Source organism: Rhodophyticola sp. CCM32 (assembly GCF_004751985.1).
Taxonomy (GTDB): domain Bacteria; phylum Pseudomonadota; class Alphaproteobacteria; order Rhodobacterales; family Rhodobacteraceae; genus Rhodophyticola.
In genome coordinates, this window is sequence record NZ_CP038492.1 from 2498324 (window position 1) to 2516752 (window position 18429).

Sequence of the window (18429 nt, forward strand, 5' to 3'; positions counted from 1 at the left end):
GGCCATGCAGGCGGCGGTCAAATCTGAAATGTGCCGACGCTGACCCCACCGCACACATAGAGCGTCTGTCCGGTGACAAAGCTGTTGGACGGATCGCAAAAGAACAAAAACGCGTTGGTCACGTCCTGCGATACGCCAAGCCGCCCCACCGGGATGCGTTTGGCGAATGCCTCTTGCTGGGCGCTGTCCTTTTCGACGATGCCCCAGAAATTATCTGTCAGGATTGGACCCGGGGCCACAACATTGACGGTGATCCCGTGCGGAGCCAGTTCCAGCGCCCAGGTGCGTGCCATGCCGATCATGCCCGCCTTGCTGGCGCTATAGGCGGTGCGCGTGGGCGCGCCGAGCGCCGCGCGGGAGGCGTTGAACATGACCCGCCCAAATCCGCGTGATTTCATCGCGGGCAGCACCGCTTGCAGCAGGGTCAAGGCAGAGCCAAGGTGCAATTGCGCAAGGCCGGTGATGTCAGACGGCTGCGCCTGTTCCACCAGATTGGGCCAGATCAGCCCGGCATTGTGAACCAGATGCGTCACGTCAAAATCTGTGGCAATCCTGTGCGCCGCGGCGCTGACGGCTTCTGGATCCAACAGATCGGCCTCAATCGAATGCAGGTTTGGATGGCTGGCCTCTGGCGCGCGACGGGCCACGGAAATAACGGTGTAATCCCGCTCCAGCAAAGCCGCTGCAAGATCGGCCCCGATGCCCTTGTTGCCGCCAGTGATGATCGCTGTGTATTCGGTCATACCTCTTCCACCATCGCCAGAACCCGCAGGGGGCTGCCGGTGCCGTCTTTGATTTTCAACGGCGCCGCGATCAGCACTGCGCCGGTTGCGGGCAATTGGTCCAGCCCCGACAGGCATTGCAGGCCAAACCTGCCAGCTCCGTGCAGGTAGTAATGGGCCGGGTAAGGTGGCACAGCATGGCTGCCCTGGCCCGCATCGGTGCCCACGGTTTCGGTGCCGAAACCCAGGATATCACGCTCATCAATCAGAAACCTGATCGCCTCGGGGCGCGGGCCCGGCGAATGCGGGCCGTCTTCGCGCATATTGAGGTATTCCGCCCCCCGCCGTTTTGACCAATCCGTGCGCATCAGAACCCAGGCGCCTGCGGGGATCTGACCATGGGTCGCTTCCCATCCGGCGATATCGTCCAGTGTCATCTCGTAATCTTCATCCGCGTCAGATTGGGCCACGCAATCAATCACGACAACCGGGCCAACAAAATTCTCAGGCGCAATCGCATCGACCGACCCTGACGGCACATCCCGGCCCGACACCCAATGAGACGGCGCATCGAAATGCGTGCCGGTGTGTTCCGACATCGAAATATTGTGCCATTTCCACGCAGGCCCGCGATGGTCATAGGCGCTGATCTCTTCCATCCGGAACCGTGCGCATTGGCCAAACTCGGGTGGCAGGATGATCACCGGGAAATCCGGGTCCAGCGTGTGGGTCAGGTCAACCACCCGCACAGAGCCAGTGGCCAAGGCACTGGCCAGATCAGTCAGGGTGGTCATGGGCCATCGCCTCCGAATGTCATTTCGCGTTCCAGCACTTTGGGATCGCGGCGGAACCGGTCGCGCATGTCCTGGGCGATGTCGCCGCACCAGACATCCTCGATACCTGCCTGCAAGCCTTTCACCACATCGCGCGCCAGCGTTTGCGGCAGGACTTTTGGCGGCGGCAGGGGGGCGAACCAATCTTCTTCCGCCGGGCCGGAAAAGACGTTCATCACCTTTAGCCCTGCACTGCGGAAATCCGCCCGCAGGGATTGTGACAGGGAATAGGCCGCTGATTGGCTGGCGGCGAATGCGCCATAATCGGGTGTGTTGGACAGCGCCCCGATATAGAGCAGATTGACCCAGGCCACCGCCGAATTCACCCCATCCGCCGCGCGGGCGCACATGCCGGGGCCAAAGGCCTGTGCCAGCCGCATCAGGCCGAGGTAATTCACATCCATCTCGTCGCGGGCAAAGCCCACATCGCCGCGCGCCAGCGCGCCGCCGGGGCGGACAAACTGCGCGTTGTTGATCAGGATATCGGTTTTGCCGCCGATCTCGCCTGCAAGCGTCTGGACCGATTGCGTGTCGGTCACATCCAGCGGCATCAGATCAACGTCAAGCTCTTGCAAGGCGGTACGCCCGGGATAGGGCCGCCAGCTTTCGGCCTCTCCGGCAAAAACGATCGCCGCGCCCGCGTCCTTCAGTGCCTTGGCAAGCGCAGGGGCATTGGCTGCGCGGGCATCGGTGATCAGGATGCGGCGGTGTTTGGGGTCGGCGGTCAATTCACGCATCAAAGGAGCATCCTGTTGGTTGGGGGCCGCGTCCACCGGCATCGCGACCAGCACGCCCTGGCCGGCGCGATCCAGATGGGCAGCCATGCGGATTTTGCTGCGGGGCGTCACGTCGGGGTGGATATTGGCCAAAATCACCGGGCCTGCATCCATCTGCACACTGCCCATCCGCCACGGCATCCGCTCGCGATAATAAAGCCGCGGCGAGGTTTGCACCGTTGTTTCGGCAAGCAAGTTTCCGTCTGGCGGAAGCGCCTGCCAGGGCAGGTCCGTTGACAGGCACGAGACGCAGGCATCGCGAGGCGGGTATTGCCAGGTTTGGCAGTCCGCACAGCATTGCAGGGCCAGCCGCCCCTCGGCAGCGGCGGCGGTCAGGCCAAGCGCGGCGCGGCTGCGCATTTCCGGCGGACGCGTCGGCGAGATGCTGCGCCTTTGCGGGTTCTTTTTGGGCGGTCTTTGTAGCGGCTCGGTCATGCGCGTGCCCCCGTTTCCAAAACTGCGGCGCTGGAACACAGGCCCCGATCATAGTTGATCATGCCAAAGCCCGCGACCAGTGCGCGCCCGGCATCCTTGACCTGAGTCCCCTCGGCCTGGCCCGTGACCTGTCGGATCGCCTCGACCATACCGATAAAGCCACCCGCCGCCCCCGCCTGACCCGCCGATAGCTGACCGCCCGAGGTGTTATGCGGAAAGCTGCCCTTGATCGTCAAATCATGCCGGCGCACGAAAGCGGGGCCTTCGCCCTTGGCGCAAAGCCCCAGATCCTCAAACTGCATCATCACGATAACCGGATAGTCGTCATAGGTCTGCATCACGTCGATATCCTGCGGCGCGCAGCCTGCCATGTCCCACAACGTATCCCGGTCCAGCGTCCAGCCGCCGCGCAGCTGTATCGGGTCCTCAATATGGGCATTGTGCCGTTCAATCGCCGCCGTAAGGCGCGCGAAAGGAATGCCAAGGCGCAGGGCCTCATCTTCATGCATCACCAGGAAACATTCCGACCCGGCGCAGGGCATGACACAGTCAAAAAGCGCAATCGGTTCCGCGATGGGGCGTGCGTTCAGGTACTGATCAAGGCTGAGCGGTTTCTTCATCACAGCGCGCGGATTTTGCAGCGCGTTGTCCCGCTGGGCCACGCAAATCTTGCCGAAATCCTCCCGCGTTGCCCCGTAATCAGTCATGTAACGGTCAGTCAGCAGCGCGAAATTCGCGTTTGGCCCGCCATAGCCATAGGGGTAGCTGGCATCCATCGCGAAACGGGAAAAGCTGGATAAAAGCTGGCGGAAACTGTCGATATGATTGGTGTCACCCGCCACGCAGGCAACAATATCAACATCGCCCGCCTGCACCGCCCGCGCCGCACGGCGCAGTGCGACACCCGCAGAGGCCCCGCCCATCGGGACATGATCCAGCCAGCGCGGCGACAGCCCCAGATGCTGGGTCAGGCCAACGGCCGTGTCGGGAAAAAGCGTAAAGGACGAGACGGAAAACCCGTCCAGACGGTCCTTGGCAATCCCGGCGGCATGTAATGATCCTTTGAGTGCGCGGGCAATCCATTGATGAGCGGTATCAATCGAATAGCGCTGATAGGGCGTTGAAAAAGGGGCTGCCAGCACGACGCCCTCGTAAGAATCGGGGCGCCGTGTCATGCGATTTGCCTTTTCTTCATGGCGGTCAGGCAAATCGTGCTCGGGTCGTTGAGCAGCACCGCGGCCCGATCTTTCAGCATCTTGCGCTGGATTTTCTGGGTGCTGGTCAGGGGCAAGGCATCCACGAAAGCGATATAGCCCGGCACCTTGTAATAGGCCATCTGTCTCAGCGCCCATTCGGCGATGGCCTGCGCTGTCTCGACACCCGGTCTGTCCACCACAAGACAGGCAAAAACCTCATCCCCGCGCATGGCATCAGGCACCGGGGCCACGCCCGCCGCGTTGATATCGGGGTGGCGCATAAGCACGCTTTCAACCTCCACCGCTGCGATGTTTTCGCCTGACCGCCGGATCACGTTTTTCTTGCGATCGACAAAGGTAAACCGCCCATCCGCATCGCGTTTGACAATATCCCCTGTGTGGAACCAACCGTTTTCCCAAGCCTCAGCGGTGGCTTCAGGGTTCTTGTAGTAATGCGAGAAAAAGCCATAGCGCGGAATGTCGCCCGCATGGCGCACCAGCAATTCGCCGGGCGTGCCATCGGGTGTTTCTGTGCCCGTGTCATCGACAACGCGCGCCTCCACCCAATCCCGGGCAATCCCAAGCGAAGATTGCCCGATCAGCCGATCCTCTTCATTGTTGGCGATCACCGCGCCTGCGCCGGTTTCGGTCATGGCCCAGGCCTCGATCAGCGGAAAGCCAAAGCGCGTTTCAAACTCCTCCTGAAGCTCGGGATCAATGCCCGCGCCAAAGCCAAAGCGCACGTTATGGGCCCGGTCCGTGCCGGTGTCAGGCATCCCCATCAGGATCGAGGGCATCACGCCCAGATAATGCAAGCAGGTGGCGCGGCTGTCGGCGACATTGGCCCACCAACTGCCTGGATGGAAACGGTCCAGCGCGATCAGGCAACCACCCACATTCAACATCGCCATGAAGGAATAGGCCATCGCATTCATATGAAAGACCGGCAGTGGCGTGATCATCCGTTCACCATTTGTGGTCAGCGACGCAATCCCGCCCAGATCCGCGTACCAGCGCCCCGCCAGCAGGAAATAGGCATTGGGCAGAACACAGCCCTTGGGCGCGCCCGTGGTGCCGGATGTATAAAGCACCGCCGCCTCGCGGGCTTCGCCCGCCTGATCACCGGCCACAACCGCGCCCGCGCGCGGCGCAGGCAGCGGCGTCTCGGGTGCAATCGCCTGTAGCGCAAGATCGGTTTGCGCAATCGCCGCGGTCAGTTCCTCAAGACGGCTCGGCAAAGCGATGACCAAAGCCGGTTCGGCATGACCAATCAGATAGCGCAACTCGGACAGTCGCAAATCAGGGTTGATCGGGACAATGGACGCGCCGATTTTATTGAGCGCGCAGAACAGGACGAAGAATGCCGGGCGGTTTTCCAACAGCACTGCAACGCGCATCCCCGCGCAATACCCCGCCGCGCCAAACCTGTCCGCCCAAGCGTCGATACCGGCCAGAAAATCGGCATATGTGATCGGCCCGGCCTTGAGGTCATAGCATGCGGCAGTCTCGGCCATCACATCCAGCACCGGGCGGTCTGGCCACTGCGCCGCAGATCGGGCAAGCTGGTCGTAAATGCGCTGATCCGTCATGGCAGCAGTTGAATGTTGCCGAAGGCGGCGTCCGAATTCAAAAGCTCGACTTTCTTGCCAGCGATCCGCAACGCGCCATCCACCAGTTTCAAATCATGGGTCGCGGTCAGCGCCAGCAATTGCTGATCGTCCAGCCGGGTCTCTATATAATGCATCGCCGTGTTGGTCTGGAACACACCGGCCTGGGCATCGAACAGATCCACAAAAGGGCGCTGCAGGACATGATGGCAGCGGCTTTTGGGCTTCTGGCTAAAGGTGCGTTCGCCGTTCAACCGCTCCACCCGCAGGCGCAGCATGAACTGGTCTTCATAAAGCAGGGACGTCTCGTTGATCGGGTCGGTCTGTTTGTAATCCAGCGGCATCCAGTAATACGCGTCAGGCATCCAGAGCGCGAGCCATTCGGAAAACCGCCCTTCGTCCAGCATCCGCGCCTCGGCATAGAGGAAATCAATGATCTCATCGCGGGTCATGTCGCCGCCCCTTCCATGTCGGCGGTCATGAATTTGACCCAGGCGTCGAATTGATTGCGCATCTGGCGTTCGGTTGTGCCGTTCTCGACCGCCTCAACGCTGAAATCCTCCCCCTCTTCATACAGACGCTGGATGTTCACCCATTCCAACCCGTCGGATATCAGACCCTCCTGCGCACGTTCATACATCTCCAGATCGTCATGGCCCACGATCGAGGTCGGCGCGTTGATCATCCGATTGTACATCGACGACATTGCCACCAGTTGATCCGGCGCACCGACAAGCCGGTAGACATAGCTTTCGACCAGCGTTTTATCGGCCGCCAGGGGGATAAAGTTGCGCAACTGTTGCAGCGGCGCTTTGACCATCATGTTCGGGAAGTACACGCTGTTGTGGCGGTTCTCATCCAGAACAGCTTTGGCCTTGTTCTCACCATGGCTTTCTTTCAGGGCTTCGAAATATCCGGGGATCGCGTCATAGGCGGAATGGATCGACATATTGACGCCGGTATGGCCATGCCCGTTGGGCCAGGTGCGGATGCCCATGCCTTCGAAGAATTCATAGGGCGACATGAAGGGCGCAATGATCTGCATCGCGGCCGGGCGCGGTTCGGGCTCTCCCATCGCCTTGAAGATATCGACGGCGGTGCCGGCGCTGGATTCATGCGCCACCATCGGGTGGCAGGTGTCGGTCTGGTTCTCGACCAGCATTTTCCAGTTGCACCGGTGCATGTAGCGTAGCGGTGGACCTGAGATTTCCAGCTGCCCTTCGGGCGCACGGTCGACCATATTGTCGATGGTCGAAAGGCTGTCGCCAAAGAAATCCTCAAAGCGGATCCCATCCGCAGAAAGCCGCGCAAAAACGAAGCCGCGATAAACCTTTACGGCGCCGACCGGGGCCATACCCCTGGCATTCGACGTCTCTTCAAAGCCGGTGCCATCATAGCCTTTTTTCAATGGGATCGCGAGGCGGCAGCCATCGGTCTTGAACGACCACGCGTGGTAAGGGCAGCGAAAGAACTTACCCGTGTTGCCCGCGCGGTCGATGGCGATTTTGGTGCCTTTGTGCGGACAACGGTTGTTCAGCACATAGATCTCACCATTGCTGTGGCGGACCTGTATAACCGGCTGCTCCCCGATTTGGGTTGTGATGTAGTCGCCCTTGTGCGGTGTCTGGCTGTCATGGCCCACGAAAATCCAGGCATTGGTAAACAGATGCCGCATCTCGGCCCTGTAAACCGCCTGGGATGTGTACACGTCGCGGTGGACCTGATGGCCCTGCACCATGGCTCGGATATCCCTGGCTTCCATTGTTACCTCCTACATGTCCAAAACCAGACGCGCAGATTTCGCGCGACTGACACAGATTTGCATAACCTTGCCGCTGGCCTTTTCAGCCTCGCTCAGCACGACATCGCGGTGATCCGGTTCGCCGGCCAACACATCGACCTGACAAATGCCGCAATCGCCGCGCTGGCAATCATACAGAACGTCATGGCCCGCCGCCTCAAGCGCTTCGATAATGGTCTGATCCGCCGCAACGGTGACGACCTCATTGGATGAGGCGAGTTCCACCTCAAAGGCCGTCTCGCTGCCGACAGCGTCGGGCGTTGTGAACAGTTCGACATGAACATCATCGGCAGGAACGCCCGCGATCTCAGCCGCCGAGCGCATGGCGTCGATCATCCCCCTGGGGCCACAGATATAGAGCGCGTGCCCCTTCAAGGTCTCAGCCAGAGCAGCCAAATCGGCAGGCTTGGCATCATCGTAATAGCACGTCACGTTATCGCCAAAGGCGCCCTGAAGTTCGGCCCGATAGGCCATGATCGCAGCACTTCGCCCGGTGTAATGGAACGCGAAATCGCGGCCTTGTTCCTGCAGTTCCGTCGCCATTGAGATCAGCGGCGTGACACCGATACCGCCCGCGATCAAGGCAATCGGCTTGGGCGTATCCTGAAGCGCAAAACTGTTTTTCGGATCGGACAGGGCAATTTCCCCCCCGGCTTCCAACGCATGCATCGCCTTTGATCCGCCCGTGCCTTCAGGCTCGGCCTGTACCGCAATATGCAGCCTGTCATCGGCGTGTTCGGGCCAGCGGATCAGGGAATATGACCGTGCGCCCAATGCGCCGAGGTCGACATCAACATGCGCGCCCGCCGACCATTGCGGCACAGGGCCTTGTATTGGCGCGCAGGCAAACGCAGTGATACGGCTCGTGACGGGTACTTTTTCAACGATACGATATGGGACCATTGATTTCTCCATTTAAAATATATGAAATATCATATAAATCGTGTCAAGACATCTGTTGCGAGGATTTTAGATGACCAAACCAGGGGACCGCTTTGTTGATGGCTACCTGCTGTATCTGTTGGCGGCCGCCAGTGAGCAGGCGAGCGCGGACTTTCACGCGCAGGTGCGCGCGACAGGGCTACGGGTGCCGGAATGGCGCGTGCTGGCCTGTCTGATCGACAGTGACCCGATGATGGTGACGGAACTGGCCGGTCTGTCGCTGCTGGAACAATCGCGCATGACCAAGACCATCGACCAGATGGATACGCGCGGATTGGTATCCCGCATCTCGGATGCCGCGGACCGCCGCCGTGTGCGCGTGACCCTGACAGATGCAGGCAAGGCATTGGCCGAAGATCTTGTTGCAAAAGCGAACGCCCAGGAAGCCAGGCTGCTGGCCAGCCTGGCTGACACCGATGCGGCCCGGATCAAGCCGGTGTTGCAGGCCTTGCTGGAGGCGTTGCAGCCGGGGGCGTAAAACTGCGCACTGTGTCCAGTGCGCCCGCCAGTTGGTCGCCTGTCGTATCGGCCAATGCGGCTTCTCGGATGCGGCGGAGCCAATCTGCAGCATCCGTGCGCGCAAGGACCAAATCCAGCCCTTCCATGACCTGATCAAACCGCGACAGCCCGCGTGCATGGGTATCGGAATAGCCTTTGATCAGCCGTTGACAGCTCAGGATTTCGGCGGCCAGTTCCGGCCTCTCCGGGAGACAGCCTTGCGCCCGACGGGTCAGCGCATCCAGATGCGCCATTTCGGTTTCATGGCGCAACAGAAGCCGCCGGAATGGTCGCAGACCGGCGACGCACCACAGCGTTGTAAAGCCAATGACCCCATCGGTGCGGACCCGTCGCCCCTTGCGAAACAGCAACCCAAGCCCGCGCATCGCCCAGGGCCGCGCCACGATTGCCGCCCCCAGCCTGCGGGGCAGTGTGGCGCAGACTTCCTCCGCCCGGGGGTGAAAATACTCGGTCACGCGAACAAGGCTGCCATCGGGAATTTCCTGTTCATTGCGAAGCCGGTCTGTGCGGCTGCCGCGCGTCTTGAGGTCGGCCACGCGGGGCAGATCATCATAACACATCGCATTGGCGATATATTTCGCTGCCGCCCGATCCAGCGTCTCGGAATGCCCCAGAAACGCCCCGACCCGGTCCAGATAGTCGGCACCATAGGCAAGGTCCTGATAATCAACCACCTTTTGCAATCCCGCCTGCAAAACAGCGCGCGCATCTGTGCACATCGCGCTGATACGGCCCGTCATCGCCTGCCACTCCGCCATTGCCGCATCGGGGCCGGTGATTGCAGGCACAGGCGCCTGGGGGTCCGGTGCGTTGGGCACATAGGCGACCGCCGCATCAAAGGCGCGCAGGCTTGCGGCCGCACCTTTTGCAGAGCCTTCCAGGATCGCGCGATACGCGTCAACGGCAAACGGCAGCGCACCCGAGCGCGCCAGACCGCCAAACAGGCTTGCCGAGATAAAGCTGCCTGCCTCCAACGCCAAGCGCTCCATGTCGAACGCCACGATGGCTTTTGCAAAGGCCTGCAATTCGCTTTCAACGGCAGATCCATCACCACGCCCGTCGCCCGGCACCTGCTTTTCCGTCACGGCCAGGATGCGGTGGGTCGAGGTGACAAGCGTTGTCCGGTCCGGCGAGAGAAATCCACGTTGCGCGGCGCGTCCGGCCTCCATGATCTCGGCGGCGATCAGCACGTCGATATCACCCGGGGTGGGGGACAGGGCAAAAACCGGTTGCTGCGCGCCCTTCGGGGCCATTTCGATATAGTAAATCGTGGCCCCCGTGCGCTGCGCCACACCTGCCACCGATGTAACCTGCACGACATAGCCATTTGCTTCGGCCAGCGCCGCGACCCATCCCGACAGCACGCCGCCGCCTTGCCCGCCAACCGCAAGGATCGCGATTTTGAGGATGTCACTCACCGGGTTGCGCCAAAGGTGAGGCGCCTGGCCGCACGTCTGTTCTGCAACCACGTGCTGACACGGCCCCGAAACCGGCCCAGCCATTGATCGGCCCGGTTGGGGTTCTCGATCAGATCGGCCTGATAGAATGAGGGGCAAAGCACAGCGGCATCCGCAACCTCGCCGCAGTTTCCGCAGCCCACGCAATTGGTATCAATCGCGGCCACCGGATCATCGCGCAGCGGATCATCGAGCGTTTTCAGTGAAAGCGATGGACAGCCCGACAGGCGGATACAGGCGTGATCGCCGGTGCACACATCCTCATCCACACCAAACCGCGTGCGCAGCATCCGTTTGCCATCCGCCACCGCCTTGCGCCGCGCAGGTTTCTCGCGCCGCTGGCGGTTCAGCATACATTCAGATGAGGCAATGATGACTTTGGGCCCGGTCTCAGGGGTGGTCAGCGCCTCTGTCAGGGTGCGTTGCATCTGCCCCACGTCATAGGTGCGATCAAGCTGGCGCACCCATTTCACACCCATGCCCTCGACCGCTTTCCTGATCGGGTGTTTGGTGGATTTTGTCGCGTTTTTGGCCCGTGAGGATAGAATATCCTGTCCGCCCGTCGCGGCGGAATAGTAGTTGTCGACGATCACAATCACACCGTCATGTTCGTTGAACACCGCATTGCCGACCGATGACGCCAGCCCGTTATGCCAGAACCCGCCATCCCCGAGAAACGAGATCGACCGCCGCTTGGCGTCTTTATCCGACAGGGCCGCAGCGGAGGCCGGGCCAAGGCCATAGCCCATTGTCGTGGCCCCGATGTCAAAAGGCGCGTTGATCGAGAACAGATGGCAGCCGATATCGGAGGCGATATGATGCGGCCCAAGCTCCTGTTCCACCAGTTTCGTGGCGGCAAAGATTGGCCGTTCCGGGCAGCCAATGCAAAAGCTGGGTGGCCGGGCCGGGACGTTCGCGGCCAGAACATCCGATGTCAGAACGGGCGGCAGATTGGACGCACGATCCCTGTCATTCAGCAGCGCCGGGGCGTGAACGCTTAGAAACGCGCCAATTGCGTCGCGCATGATCGGTCCGGTCAGCTCACCCGCTTCGGGGAACGGGTCTTTGCCCGCGATTTGGGTGGTGGCGCCCGCCTTGTGCAGGATCGCGCGGATTTCCTGTTCGATGTAATCGGGGTGACCTTCCTCGACGATCAGAACTGCGTCTTTGCCATTGCAGAACGCCGTCAGCTCATCATCGACCAGTGGATAGGTCACGTTCAGAACATGCAGCGGAATGTCGGTTTTGCCGTAATCATCCGCCAGCCCAAGCGCCGACAGGGCCCGGATCACGGCATTATACATCCCCCCTGTATCACAAGCCCAACGGAGCCCTGTTCAGGCCCGAAACTCTCGTTCAGGCCATTGTCACGGATGAAATTGATCGCAGCGGGGCGCCGTTTGGTGACCTTTTCCTGTTCATGCAGGAAGGAGGCCGGCGGCAACACGATCCGGTCGAGATCACGGCGCGGGTTTTCCAGCGCGTCTTTCACGGTCAGGGCCGGGCGCAGGTTGTTGCGCGTCTTGAACTGGCCGGTCATATGGCAGGATCTGATCCGCACCTGCAGCATCACAGGGGTGTTCGAAGCTTCGGACAAAGCAAAACCGTCGCCAACTGATTTCACAATGGCTGGCAGGTTCGGGCGGGGATCCAGAAGCCAGATCTGGCTTTTCATCGCAAACGCGTGGCTGCGTTCCTGCATGATGGAGGAGCCTTCGCCATAGTCTTCGCCCACAACCACCAGCGCCCCGCCGGTCACACCGCCGGATGCCAGATTGGCCAGCGCGTCCGACGCAACATTTGTGCCCACGGTTGATTTGAACGTCACCGCCCCACGGATCGGATAATGTACAGACGCGGCCAACATCGCAGCAGCGGATGCTTCTGATGCGCTGGCCTCAAACTTAACGCCCAGTTCTGACAAAAGCCCCTGAGCGTCGGCCAGCACATCCATCAAGTGGCTGATCGGCGACCCCTGATAGCCGCCCACATATCCAACGCCGTTTTCCAGAAGCGCCTTTGTGATCGCCAGAATGCCTTCCCCTTTGAAAGTGTCGCCCTCACCCTTGCGAAGATCTTCGACTTCGGCGGCAAAGGATCGTTCGGCCATATTTCAAGCTCTCAGTATATATGTATTTGCATATATAATTCAAGGAACGGGCTGGTGCTGTCAAGCCGGAATCAGATCGGGTTCTGGCGGATATTGCTCATCATTCTGCGCAACAGTTCAATCAACAACGCGCGTTCCGCAGTGCTGAACCCGGTTAGCATATCCGCTTCCGCACCGCGCATGAGTGGAAACGCTTCTTCAAAACGGTCACGTCCCAGTTCCGTCAGCGAGGCAATACGTGCCCGGCTGTCACTTTCGCTGACTTGCCGCAAGACCAGACCCTCAGCTTCCATCTGATCCAATAACCTGCTGATCGACGATTGTTCGGAAATCGCAAAAACCGCCAGATTATTGATTGTTTGCGGCCCTTCTGCTGCAAGTGCCGCCAAGACGCGCAAGCGTGGTACGTTCAAGCCGTGCCCCCGAATCTCTTCATCCATGCGCGCGTTGTAGCGCCGCAGAATGCGGTTCATCAGATAGGGCGCAAACGATGAAAGCCCAAGCTCGGTGATGTCATCTGTCGATTGCGGCAGAGACGGAAGTTCAAGATCAGACGGCATTTTCAGGGCTTTCTGCAGGAGAGAGGTCGGATGGTATTTATTATAGACATAAAACATGTATCTGCATACAGTTTGTGACATGAGACATAATCGGGCTCTGCCCGGGCAAGACTGTAACCGATAGGGGGATACCACGATGTTGAATATGAAAGGGCTCGCATTTGCGATCGCAACCAGCGCCGGACTGGCCGCTCCGGCCTTCGCGCAGGACCACAATCTGCGGATTTCAACATGGTTACCGCCAAGCCATGGCGTCAACACCGAAATTTTTGGTGGCCTGATTGAGATGATGGAAGAGGCGACCGATGGGGCCGTGACCGGTGAATTGGTTGCCGGGCTTGCGCCGCCCCCTGCTCAGATGGACCTTGTTCAGGATGGCGCTGCGGATATCGCGATCATCTTCCACGGCTATCAGCCGGGTCGCTTCGTCGGCACTCAGTTGATTGAATTGCCGGGCTATGAGGGCAATGCCGAAGCAGCCTCTGTCGCCTATTGGCGCGTCTTCGAAGAACATCTTGCGGCACTGGACGAGCATCGCGGTGTCAGGGTCATCGCGCTCAACACGCATGGCCCCGGCCAAATGCACCTGCGCGAACCAGTTGAATCGCTTGCGGATTTCGACGGCCTGAAAACCCGGATTGGCGGTGGCGTTGCGGGCAATGTCGGCGAACAGCTTGGCCTTGTCGGGATCAACGTGCCCGCACCACAGGTCTATGAAACACTGGAGTCCGCTGCGGCTGACGCGGTTGCCATGAATGTGGGCGAGCGGATCGGCTTCCGGCTCAACGAAGTTGCCCCGGTTCTGTTCGAGATGCCCGGCGGGTTTTATCGGGGGTCTTTCGCGATCATCATGAGCCAGGAAACCTTTGAGGGTCTTCCGGCCGGGATTCAGGCCCAGCTTGACGCCGTCTTTGGCGAAGCCGCAAGCCGTATGGCCGGCGCTGCGTGGGATCTGTCGGACAGTCTGGCGTATGCCGATATGGGTGAAGGCACCATGACAATCATGGCCAGCGACGAAGATCAGGCCGCCTTTGCCGTGATCACCGAGGCCGTGACGGCCGATGTTCTGGCAGAGCTTGAAGCGGCCGGGATCGACGCACAGGCCGCCTACCAGATGGTCATTGATGAAATGGCCGCCGACTGAAGCCACGTCCCCCGCATGGTTCGCCATGCGGGGGGCAACAGCAGTATTTGAACATGCGCCACATCCTCAAACTTCTGATTACATTGCCCGCCGCAGTCTCGGGCACCGCCCTGTTTGCGCTGATGGTCATGACGTTCTCGGACGTCATGCTGAGATCAATTTTCAACGCCCCCATTCAGGCCGGTGCTGATCTGACACGGCTGCTGATGGCCGTCATCGTTTTTTCCGTATTGCCGTTAATGTCGTTTCGCGGCGTGCATATCAGCGTCGATCTGCTGGATCAAACCTTCAGGCGGTATTACCTTGCGCGGGTGCGCGACGTTGTCGTCAGCCTTCTGTGTGGTGTCATGTTGATCTGGCCTGCTCAACGGATCTGGGTGCTGGCCGAACGCAGCCGGTCTTATGGGGATGTGATGGAATATCTGAACGCGCCGGTGCATTATCTGATCTGGTTCATCTCGATCCTCACCGCCGCAACCGCCGCCGCCTTGATCGCGCGCGGCATCATCATCGCCGTCCGTCCCGAGCTTATGACGCGCCCCCATGGTTGAAGGGTTCATTGGTTTCGGGGCTGTTCTTGGTCTGGTTTTGCTGCGCATCCCGATTGCTTTCGCGATGGGTCTTGTCGGCATGCTGGGCTTCATGTTCGAAACCAGCTTTCGCGCGTCTGTTTCGATGGTCGCCCGGCTTATCATCGACACCAGCCAGAATTATGGTCTGTCGGTTGTGCCCCTGTTTATTCTCATGGGGCTGTTCGTGAACAAGGCGGGCATCAGCCGCGAGCTTTATGCCGCCTCCAACGCATTTCTGGGCCATCTGCGCGGCGGGCTGGCAATGGCAACAATCATGGCCTGCGGCGGCTTTGCCGCGATGTCGGGATCATCGCTGGCCACTGCGGCGACCATGTCCAAGGTTGCGATGCCTGAAATGCGTCGTTTCGGGTATTCCGACAAGCTCGCCACCGCTTCCATCGCCGCAGGCGGGACGCTTGGCATCCTGATCCCGCCCTCCGTGATCCTTGTCATCTACGGGCTGTTGACGGAAACATCTGTCGGCAAATTATTTGCCGCGGGCATCATACCGGGTGTCCTTGGCATCGTGCTGTATCTCGCGGCCGTGAGGTTCACCGTCTGGCGTGACCCAAATGCAGGACCGGCGGGAGACAAAACCCCCTGGCCCGGCCGCGTCAAAGCCCTCAGCGAGGTCTGGGCCGTTTTGTTGTTGTTCTTTCTGGTGATCGGCGGGCTTTACGGCGTGTTCGATTTTCACCCGCTCAACATTGCCTTCTCGCCAACCGAAGCTGCCGGGATGGGGGCGATGGGCGCCTTTCTGATTGCGTTGGCCCGTGGGCGTCTGTCATTCGCCGACACCAAAGACGTGCTGACGGAAACAGCAACCACAACGGCATCCCTGTTTGCCGTCTTGATCGGTGCCTGGGTGTTCTCGAATTTCGTCAATATCGCGGGCTTGCCGCAGGGGTTGCTTGCAATGGTCACCTCCTACGACCTGACGCCCTTTATGGTGATGGCGGCGATCCTTGGCATCTACATCGTTCTGGGGTGCGTCTTCGAAAGCCTGTCGATGCTGTTGCTTACCGTGCCGGTGTTCTTTCCGCTGGTGACACAGCTGGGCTTTGATCCGGTCTGGTTCGGGATTATTGTTGTGGTCGTTGTCGAAATCTCATTGATCACGCCGCCGGTCGGGCTGAACGTCTTTGTGCTCAAAGGTGTGGTGGGTGATGTCTCGACCGCGACGATTTTCAAAGGTGTCACGCCGTTCTGGATCATTGATATCATCCGTTTGCTGATCCTGCTTTTGCTGCCGGGTGTGGTCCTGTTCTTGCCGGGACAAATGTAGGGTCAGGCCCCCTTAAACCCATGCCGTCAGTTTGGCAGATTTTTTCGCGTGATGAGGCGCAGGGCTGCCGGAATAGAGCAGAAATCGTTTATTTCTGCTTGGTTTGCCCATTTCATGCTCTTGAAACAACAAAAGTTGTTCCGTTATGGCCCACATCATAGAATGCAAATGCAAAGACGGCTCTGTCGGGCAGGCCATCCGCCATGTCACTCACAGGCGACCCCGGTTGCGGCAAGGTGCGCGTGATCAATGGGCGATCGAAAGGTGATGTTCACCTTGTCAAGCGCCTCATCCGGGAAGGCGTTGGGGCCTGTATAGGCCTGGCTGACCTGGCGGGCCGCGTCGCGGCCGACATCAAGGCCCCAGAACGAGGTATGTCCGGAGACGCGGGGGATGGACCCGCTTTCAAGCTCTATGCCATCGGCAACGAGTGTCGCAACCGCCGTCTTGTCCCCCGCGACTGAGATGCGGACCCCACAGGTTTGGAACACCTCTGGCAGCGCTGCCGAAACGATGATGCGCGTTCTGCTCCAGACATGTTCGAAATGAAGCGCGCCCTCTTTGATATACAGGCTATACCCCCCCAGATCGTCACCCGATGACACAAGCACGCCTTCGGCGCCGCCATACCTCGGGACCAGCGCGGCGGTGATATCCATGGATCGCTCGGTGGCTGTCACCATGCTGATCTGCGGGACATGGCCCTGGCCGGAATAAAACGTGATGCTTTGCTGGGACATCAGGCCATTCGGCTGACGGAAGACGAGAATATCCTCCAGCGTCCGGTCATCCAGCGGCATGACCTCATTGGCCTCGGCCTCCTGCCACCAGATATCCTGCAGCGCGGCCAGCCTGTCGGGATGTGCCGCCGCAAGGTCATGGCATTCGGAAAAGTCGCTGCGCGTGTCATAGAGCCGCCAGGTATCGGCGGCATAGTCATCGCCCTTGTCATGTTCGGACACGGCTTTCCACCCGTCATGATAGACGGCCCGCCGCCCGAACATCTCCCAATACTGGGTATTGCGCGGCGCTTGGGTGTCCGCGTCGGTCAAAGCGGAGCGAAAGCTGGCCCCGTCAAAAGGGGCGGCATCGCGCTGACCGATGATGTCAAGCAGAGTTGGCGCCACGTCGATGGCATGCAGGAACTGGTCGCGGATCCCGCCGCCTTGCGCGTCCAGCCCCAGGGGCCAGGACACCACAAGCGGCGACCGGACACCGCCCAGTTCGACAAACTGCTTGTAGCGCCGAAACGGCGTGTTGCCCGCCATCGCCCAGCCCTGCGGATAATGCGCCGGACCATTCGGGCCGCCGATATCGTCAATCCGCTTGATCTGCTCGGCGACGCTTTCCGGCATCCCCGAATAGGGCGCGTTGCAATCGACCGCGCCATGGTCTCCGCCTTCGCGGCTGGCGCCGTTATCAGACATCACCAGGATAATGGTGTTATCAAACAGGTCGAGCCGCTTGAGTTCCGCCACCAAACGACCGATCTGCACATCGGAATGTTCCAGAAACCCCGCATAGGCGGCCTGAAGCCGGGTATAAAGCCGCCTGGCATCCGCATCGAGGCTGTCCCAGTCGGGCACCTCGGGGTTGCGGGGCACAAGGTCGGTGTCTTGGGGCACAAGCCCCATCTCTTTTTGCCGCGCCAGACGGTCTTCGCGGGTCTGGTCCCAGCCCTTTTCAAAGACCGGCACATAGGGGTCGATAAACTCCTTGGCGACCTGAATCGGGGCATGGGTCGCCCCGAAGCAAAGGTTCAGGAAGAACGGGGAGGTGCGGCGAAATGCGGTGTGATCGCGCAGATAGGTAATCGCCCGGTCCGCCAGATCTTCGCTTAAATGGTAGTCTTCGGTTTCGGGCGGGTCGATGCTGTGATTGTCCTGGATCAGTTCGGGCGTATAGTGATCGGTGCAGCCGCCCAGGAACCCGTAATAGCGGTCAAACCCGCGCGAGACCGGCCAGTTTTTGTGGGGGCCGGCCGGCGTCACCTCTTGCGCGGGGGTCAGATGCCACTTGCCCACCATATAAGTGCCAAAGCCCTGATCCCGCAGCAGTTCCGGCAGCAGCGGAACATCGCTGCGGACCGTGCCGCGCCCATTGGGAAAGCCGGTATCGGTGTCGGCCAGGCAGCGCATGCCGACATGATGGTGGTTCTTGCCCGTCAAAAGACAGGCCCGCGTCGGCGAACAGAGCGGCGTCACATGAAAGGAATTGAACCGCAACCCGTCCCCCGCAAGCGCGTCGATATGCGGGGTCCTGATCTCGGACCCGAAGCAGCCGAAATCGGCCCAGCCTGTATCGTCGAACAGAATGGTGACGATGTTGGGCGGCAGGCTGTCCGCAGCACCTGGCCACCACGGGGTCGACTCGTCCACCGTGCGACCGATCTTGCCTGGGAAGTCCGTCATTCTATCGCGCCTTGTGTTGGCAGATCCGCTGCGCTGCGAAACTGGATTGGACGCAGATG

The 18429-nt window shown here is 60.3% G+C and carries 15 protein-coding genes and 1 pseudogene; 4 read left to right on the forward strand and 12 right to left on the reverse strand.

All coding sequences use genetic code 11. From position 1 onward, the window contains the following. Positions 1–17 precede the first annotated feature (17 nt). From E2K80_RS12100 to E2K80_RS12135, 8 genes are read right to left on the reverse strand one after another with little or no spacing between them, the layout of a single operon-like run. Positions 18–743 carry an SDR family NAD(P)-dependent oxidoreductase gene (locus E2K80_RS12100; protein WP_135375237.1) on the reverse strand — a complete coding sequence of 242 codons (726 nt, stop codon included), beginning with the start codon at positions 741–743 and terminating at the stop codon, positions 18–20. After that, entirely contained in the window at positions 740–1516 is a 777-nt protein-coding gene (locus E2K80_RS12105) for a cyclase family protein (protein ID WP_135375238.1), read from the reverse strand. Before E2K80_RS12105 ends, E2K80_RS12100 begins: the two co-directional genes overlap by 4 nt. Further along, positions 1513–2766, reverse strand: coding sequence for an SDR family oxidoreductase (locus tag E2K80_RS12110; protein WP_135375239.1), 1254 nt, complete (start codon positions 2764–2766; stop codon positions 1513–1515). Before E2K80_RS12110 ends, E2K80_RS12105 begins: the two co-directional genes overlap by 4 nt. Beyond that, on the reverse strand, positions 2763–3941 hold the full coding sequence (locus tag E2K80_RS12115) for a thiolase family protein (protein ID WP_135375240.1): 1179 nt from the start codon (positions 3939–3941) through the stop codon (positions 2763–2765). The genes E2K80_RS12110 and E2K80_RS12115 overlap by 4 nt, the downstream gene beginning before the upstream one ends. Then, the gene (locus tag E2K80_RS12120; RefSeq protein WP_135375241.1) at positions 3938–5551 is read right to left on the reverse strand and encodes an AMP-binding protein; all 1614 of its coding nucleotides are present in this window, start codon (positions 5549–5551) and stop codon (positions 3938–3940) included. The genes E2K80_RS12115 and E2K80_RS12120 overlap by 4 nt, the downstream gene beginning before the upstream one ends. Beyond that, positions 5548–6021, reverse strand: a complete 474-nt coding sequence (locus E2K80_RS12125; protein WP_135375242.1) for an aromatic-ring-hydroxylating dioxygenase subunit beta — start codon at positions 6019–6021, stop codon at positions 5548–5550. Before E2K80_RS12125 ends, E2K80_RS12120 begins: the two co-directional genes overlap by 4 nt. Next, positions 6018–7331 carry an aromatic ring-hydroxylating dioxygenase subunit alpha gene (locus tag E2K80_RS12130; protein WP_135375243.1) on the reverse strand — a complete coding sequence of 438 codons (1314 nt, stop codon included), beginning with the start codon at positions 7329–7331 and terminating at the stop codon, positions 6018–6020. Before E2K80_RS12130 ends, E2K80_RS12125 begins: the two co-directional genes overlap by 4 nt. 9 nt (positions 7332–7340) lie before the next feature. Further along, positions 7341–8144 (reverse strand): PDR/VanB family oxidoreductase, encoded by an 804-nt coding sequence (locus tag E2K80_RS12135; protein ID WP_238475525.1) that lies wholly within the window; start codon positions 8142–8144, stop codon positions 7341–7343. A gap of 199 nt (positions 8145–8343) precedes the next feature. Between E2K80_RS12135 and E2K80_RS12140 the strand changes: the two genes are divergently transcribed. Further along, positions 8344–8790: a MarR family winged helix-turn-helix transcriptional regulator gene (locus tag E2K80_RS12140; protein ID WP_135375245.1), complete on the forward strand. Its 447-nt coding sequence runs from the start codon at positions 8344–8346 to the stop codon at positions 8788–8790. Here the strand turns inward: E2K80_RS12140 and E2K80_RS12145 are convergent. From E2K80_RS12145 to E2K80_RS12155, 3 genes and pseudogenes are all read right to left on the reverse strand, one after another. Then, on the reverse strand, positions 8741–10249 hold the full coding sequence (locus E2K80_RS12145) for an indolepyruvate oxidoreductase subunit beta family protein (protein ID WP_238475526.1): 1509 nt from the start codon (positions 10247–10249) through the stop codon (positions 8741–8743). The two genes, E2K80_RS12140 and E2K80_RS12145, sit on opposite strands and share 50 nt — an antisense overlap. Then, positions 10246–12398: pseudogene (locus tag E2K80_RS12150) on the reverse strand (thiamine pyrophosphate-dependent enzyme). The gene E2K80_RS12145 and the pseudogene E2K80_RS12150 overlap by 4 nt, the downstream one beginning before the upstream one ends. A gap of 71 nt (positions 12399–12469) precedes the next feature. Then, positions 12470–13039 carry a MarR family winged helix-turn-helix transcriptional regulator gene (locus tag E2K80_RS12155; RefSeq protein ID WP_238475527.1) on the reverse strand — a complete coding sequence of 190 codons (570 nt, stop codon included), beginning with the start codon at positions 13037–13039 and terminating at the stop codon, positions 12470–12472. Positions 13040–13094: 55 nt separating this feature from the next. On the opposite strand from E2K80_RS12155, the gene E2K80_RS12160 reads away from it, so the two are divergent. Genes E2K80_RS12160 through E2K80_RS12170 form a run of 3 tightly spaced genes read left to right on the forward strand, consistent with a single transcriptional unit; the run spans position 13095 to position 15959 of the window. Continuing rightward, a complete protein-coding gene (locus E2K80_RS12160; protein WP_135375247.1) occupies positions 13095–14102 on the forward strand; it encodes a TRAP transporter substrate-binding protein in 1008 nt (335 codons plus the stop codon). 53 nt (positions 14103–14155) lie between these two features. Continuing rightward, the gene (locus E2K80_RS12165; RefSeq protein ID WP_135375248.1) at positions 14156–14653 is read left to right on the forward strand and encodes a TRAP transporter small permease; all 498 of its coding nucleotides are present in this window, start codon (positions 14156–14158) and stop codon (positions 14651–14653) included. Then, positions 14646–15959, forward strand: a complete 1314-nt coding sequence (locus tag E2K80_RS12170) for a TRAP transporter large permease (protein WP_135375249.1) — start codon at positions 14646–14648, stop codon at positions 15957–15959. Before E2K80_RS12165 ends, E2K80_RS12170 begins: the two co-directional genes overlap by 8 nt. 206 nt (positions 15960–16165) lie before the next feature. On the opposite strand, the gene E2K80_RS12175 is transcribed toward E2K80_RS12170, so the two are convergent. After that, the gene (locus E2K80_RS12175) at positions 16166–18370 is read right to left on the reverse strand and encodes an arylsulfatase (RefSeq protein ID WP_135375250.1); all 2205 of its coding nucleotides are present in this window, start codon (positions 18368–18370) and stop codon (positions 16166–16168) included. Positions 18371–18429 lie beyond the last annotated feature (59 nt).

What these genes read in the sequence shown, in the direction of transcription:
- E2K80_RS12115 (WP_135375240.1), bottom strand. Translation starts at nt 3,941, where the DNA reads ATGACACGGCGCCCCGATTCTTACGAGGGCGTCGTGCTGGCAGCCCCT.
- E2K80_RS12110 (WP_135375239.1), bottom strand. Translation starts at nt 2,766, where the DNA reads ATGACCGAGCCGCTACAAAGACCGCCCAAAAAGAACCCGCAAAGGCGC.
- E2K80_RS12100 (WP_135375237.1), bottom strand. Translation starts at nt 743, where the DNA reads ATGACCGAATACACAGCGATCATCACTGGCGGCAACAAGGGCATCGGG.
- E2K80_RS12130 (WP_135375243.1), bottom strand. Translation starts at nt 7,331, where the DNA reads ATGGAAGCCAGGGATATCCGAGCCATGGTGCAGGGCCATCAGGTCCAC.
- E2K80_RS12160 (WP_135375247.1), top strand. Translation starts at nt 13,095, where the DNA reads ATGTTGAATATGAAAGGGCTCGCATTTGCGATCGCAACCAGCGCCGGA.
- E2K80_RS12165 (WP_135375248.1), top strand. Translation starts at nt 14,156, where the DNA reads ATGCGCCACATCCTCAAACTTCTGATTACATTGCCCGCCGCAGTCTCG.
- E2K80_RS12140 (WP_135375245.1), top strand. Translation starts at nt 8,344, where the DNA reads ATGACCAAACCAGGGGACCGCTTTGTTGATGGCTACCTGCTGTATCTG.
- E2K80_RS12155 (WP_238475527.1), bottom strand. Translation starts at nt 13,039, where the DNA reads ATGTCACAAACTGTATGCAGATACATGTTTTATGTCTATAATAAATAC.
- E2K80_RS12105 (WP_135375238.1), bottom strand. Translation starts at nt 1,516, where the DNA reads ATGACCACCCTGACTGATCTGGCCAGTGCCTTGGCCACTGGCTCTGTG.
- E2K80_RS12125 (WP_135375242.1), bottom strand. Translation starts at nt 6,021, where the DNA reads ATGACCCGCGATGAGATCATTGATTTCCTCTATGCCGAGGCGCGGATG.
- E2K80_RS12120 (WP_135375241.1), bottom strand. Translation starts at nt 5,551, where the DNA reads ATGACGGATCAGCGCATTTACGACCAGCTTGCCCGATCTGCGGCGCAG.
- E2K80_RS12175 (WP_135375250.1), bottom strand. Translation starts at nt 18,370, where the DNA reads ATGACGGACTTCCCAGGCAAGATCGGTCGCACGGTGGACGAGTCGACC.
- E2K80_RS12170 (WP_135375249.1), top strand. Translation starts at nt 14,646, where the DNA reads ATGGTTGAAGGGTTCATTGGTTTCGGGGCTGTTCTTGGTCTGGTTTTG.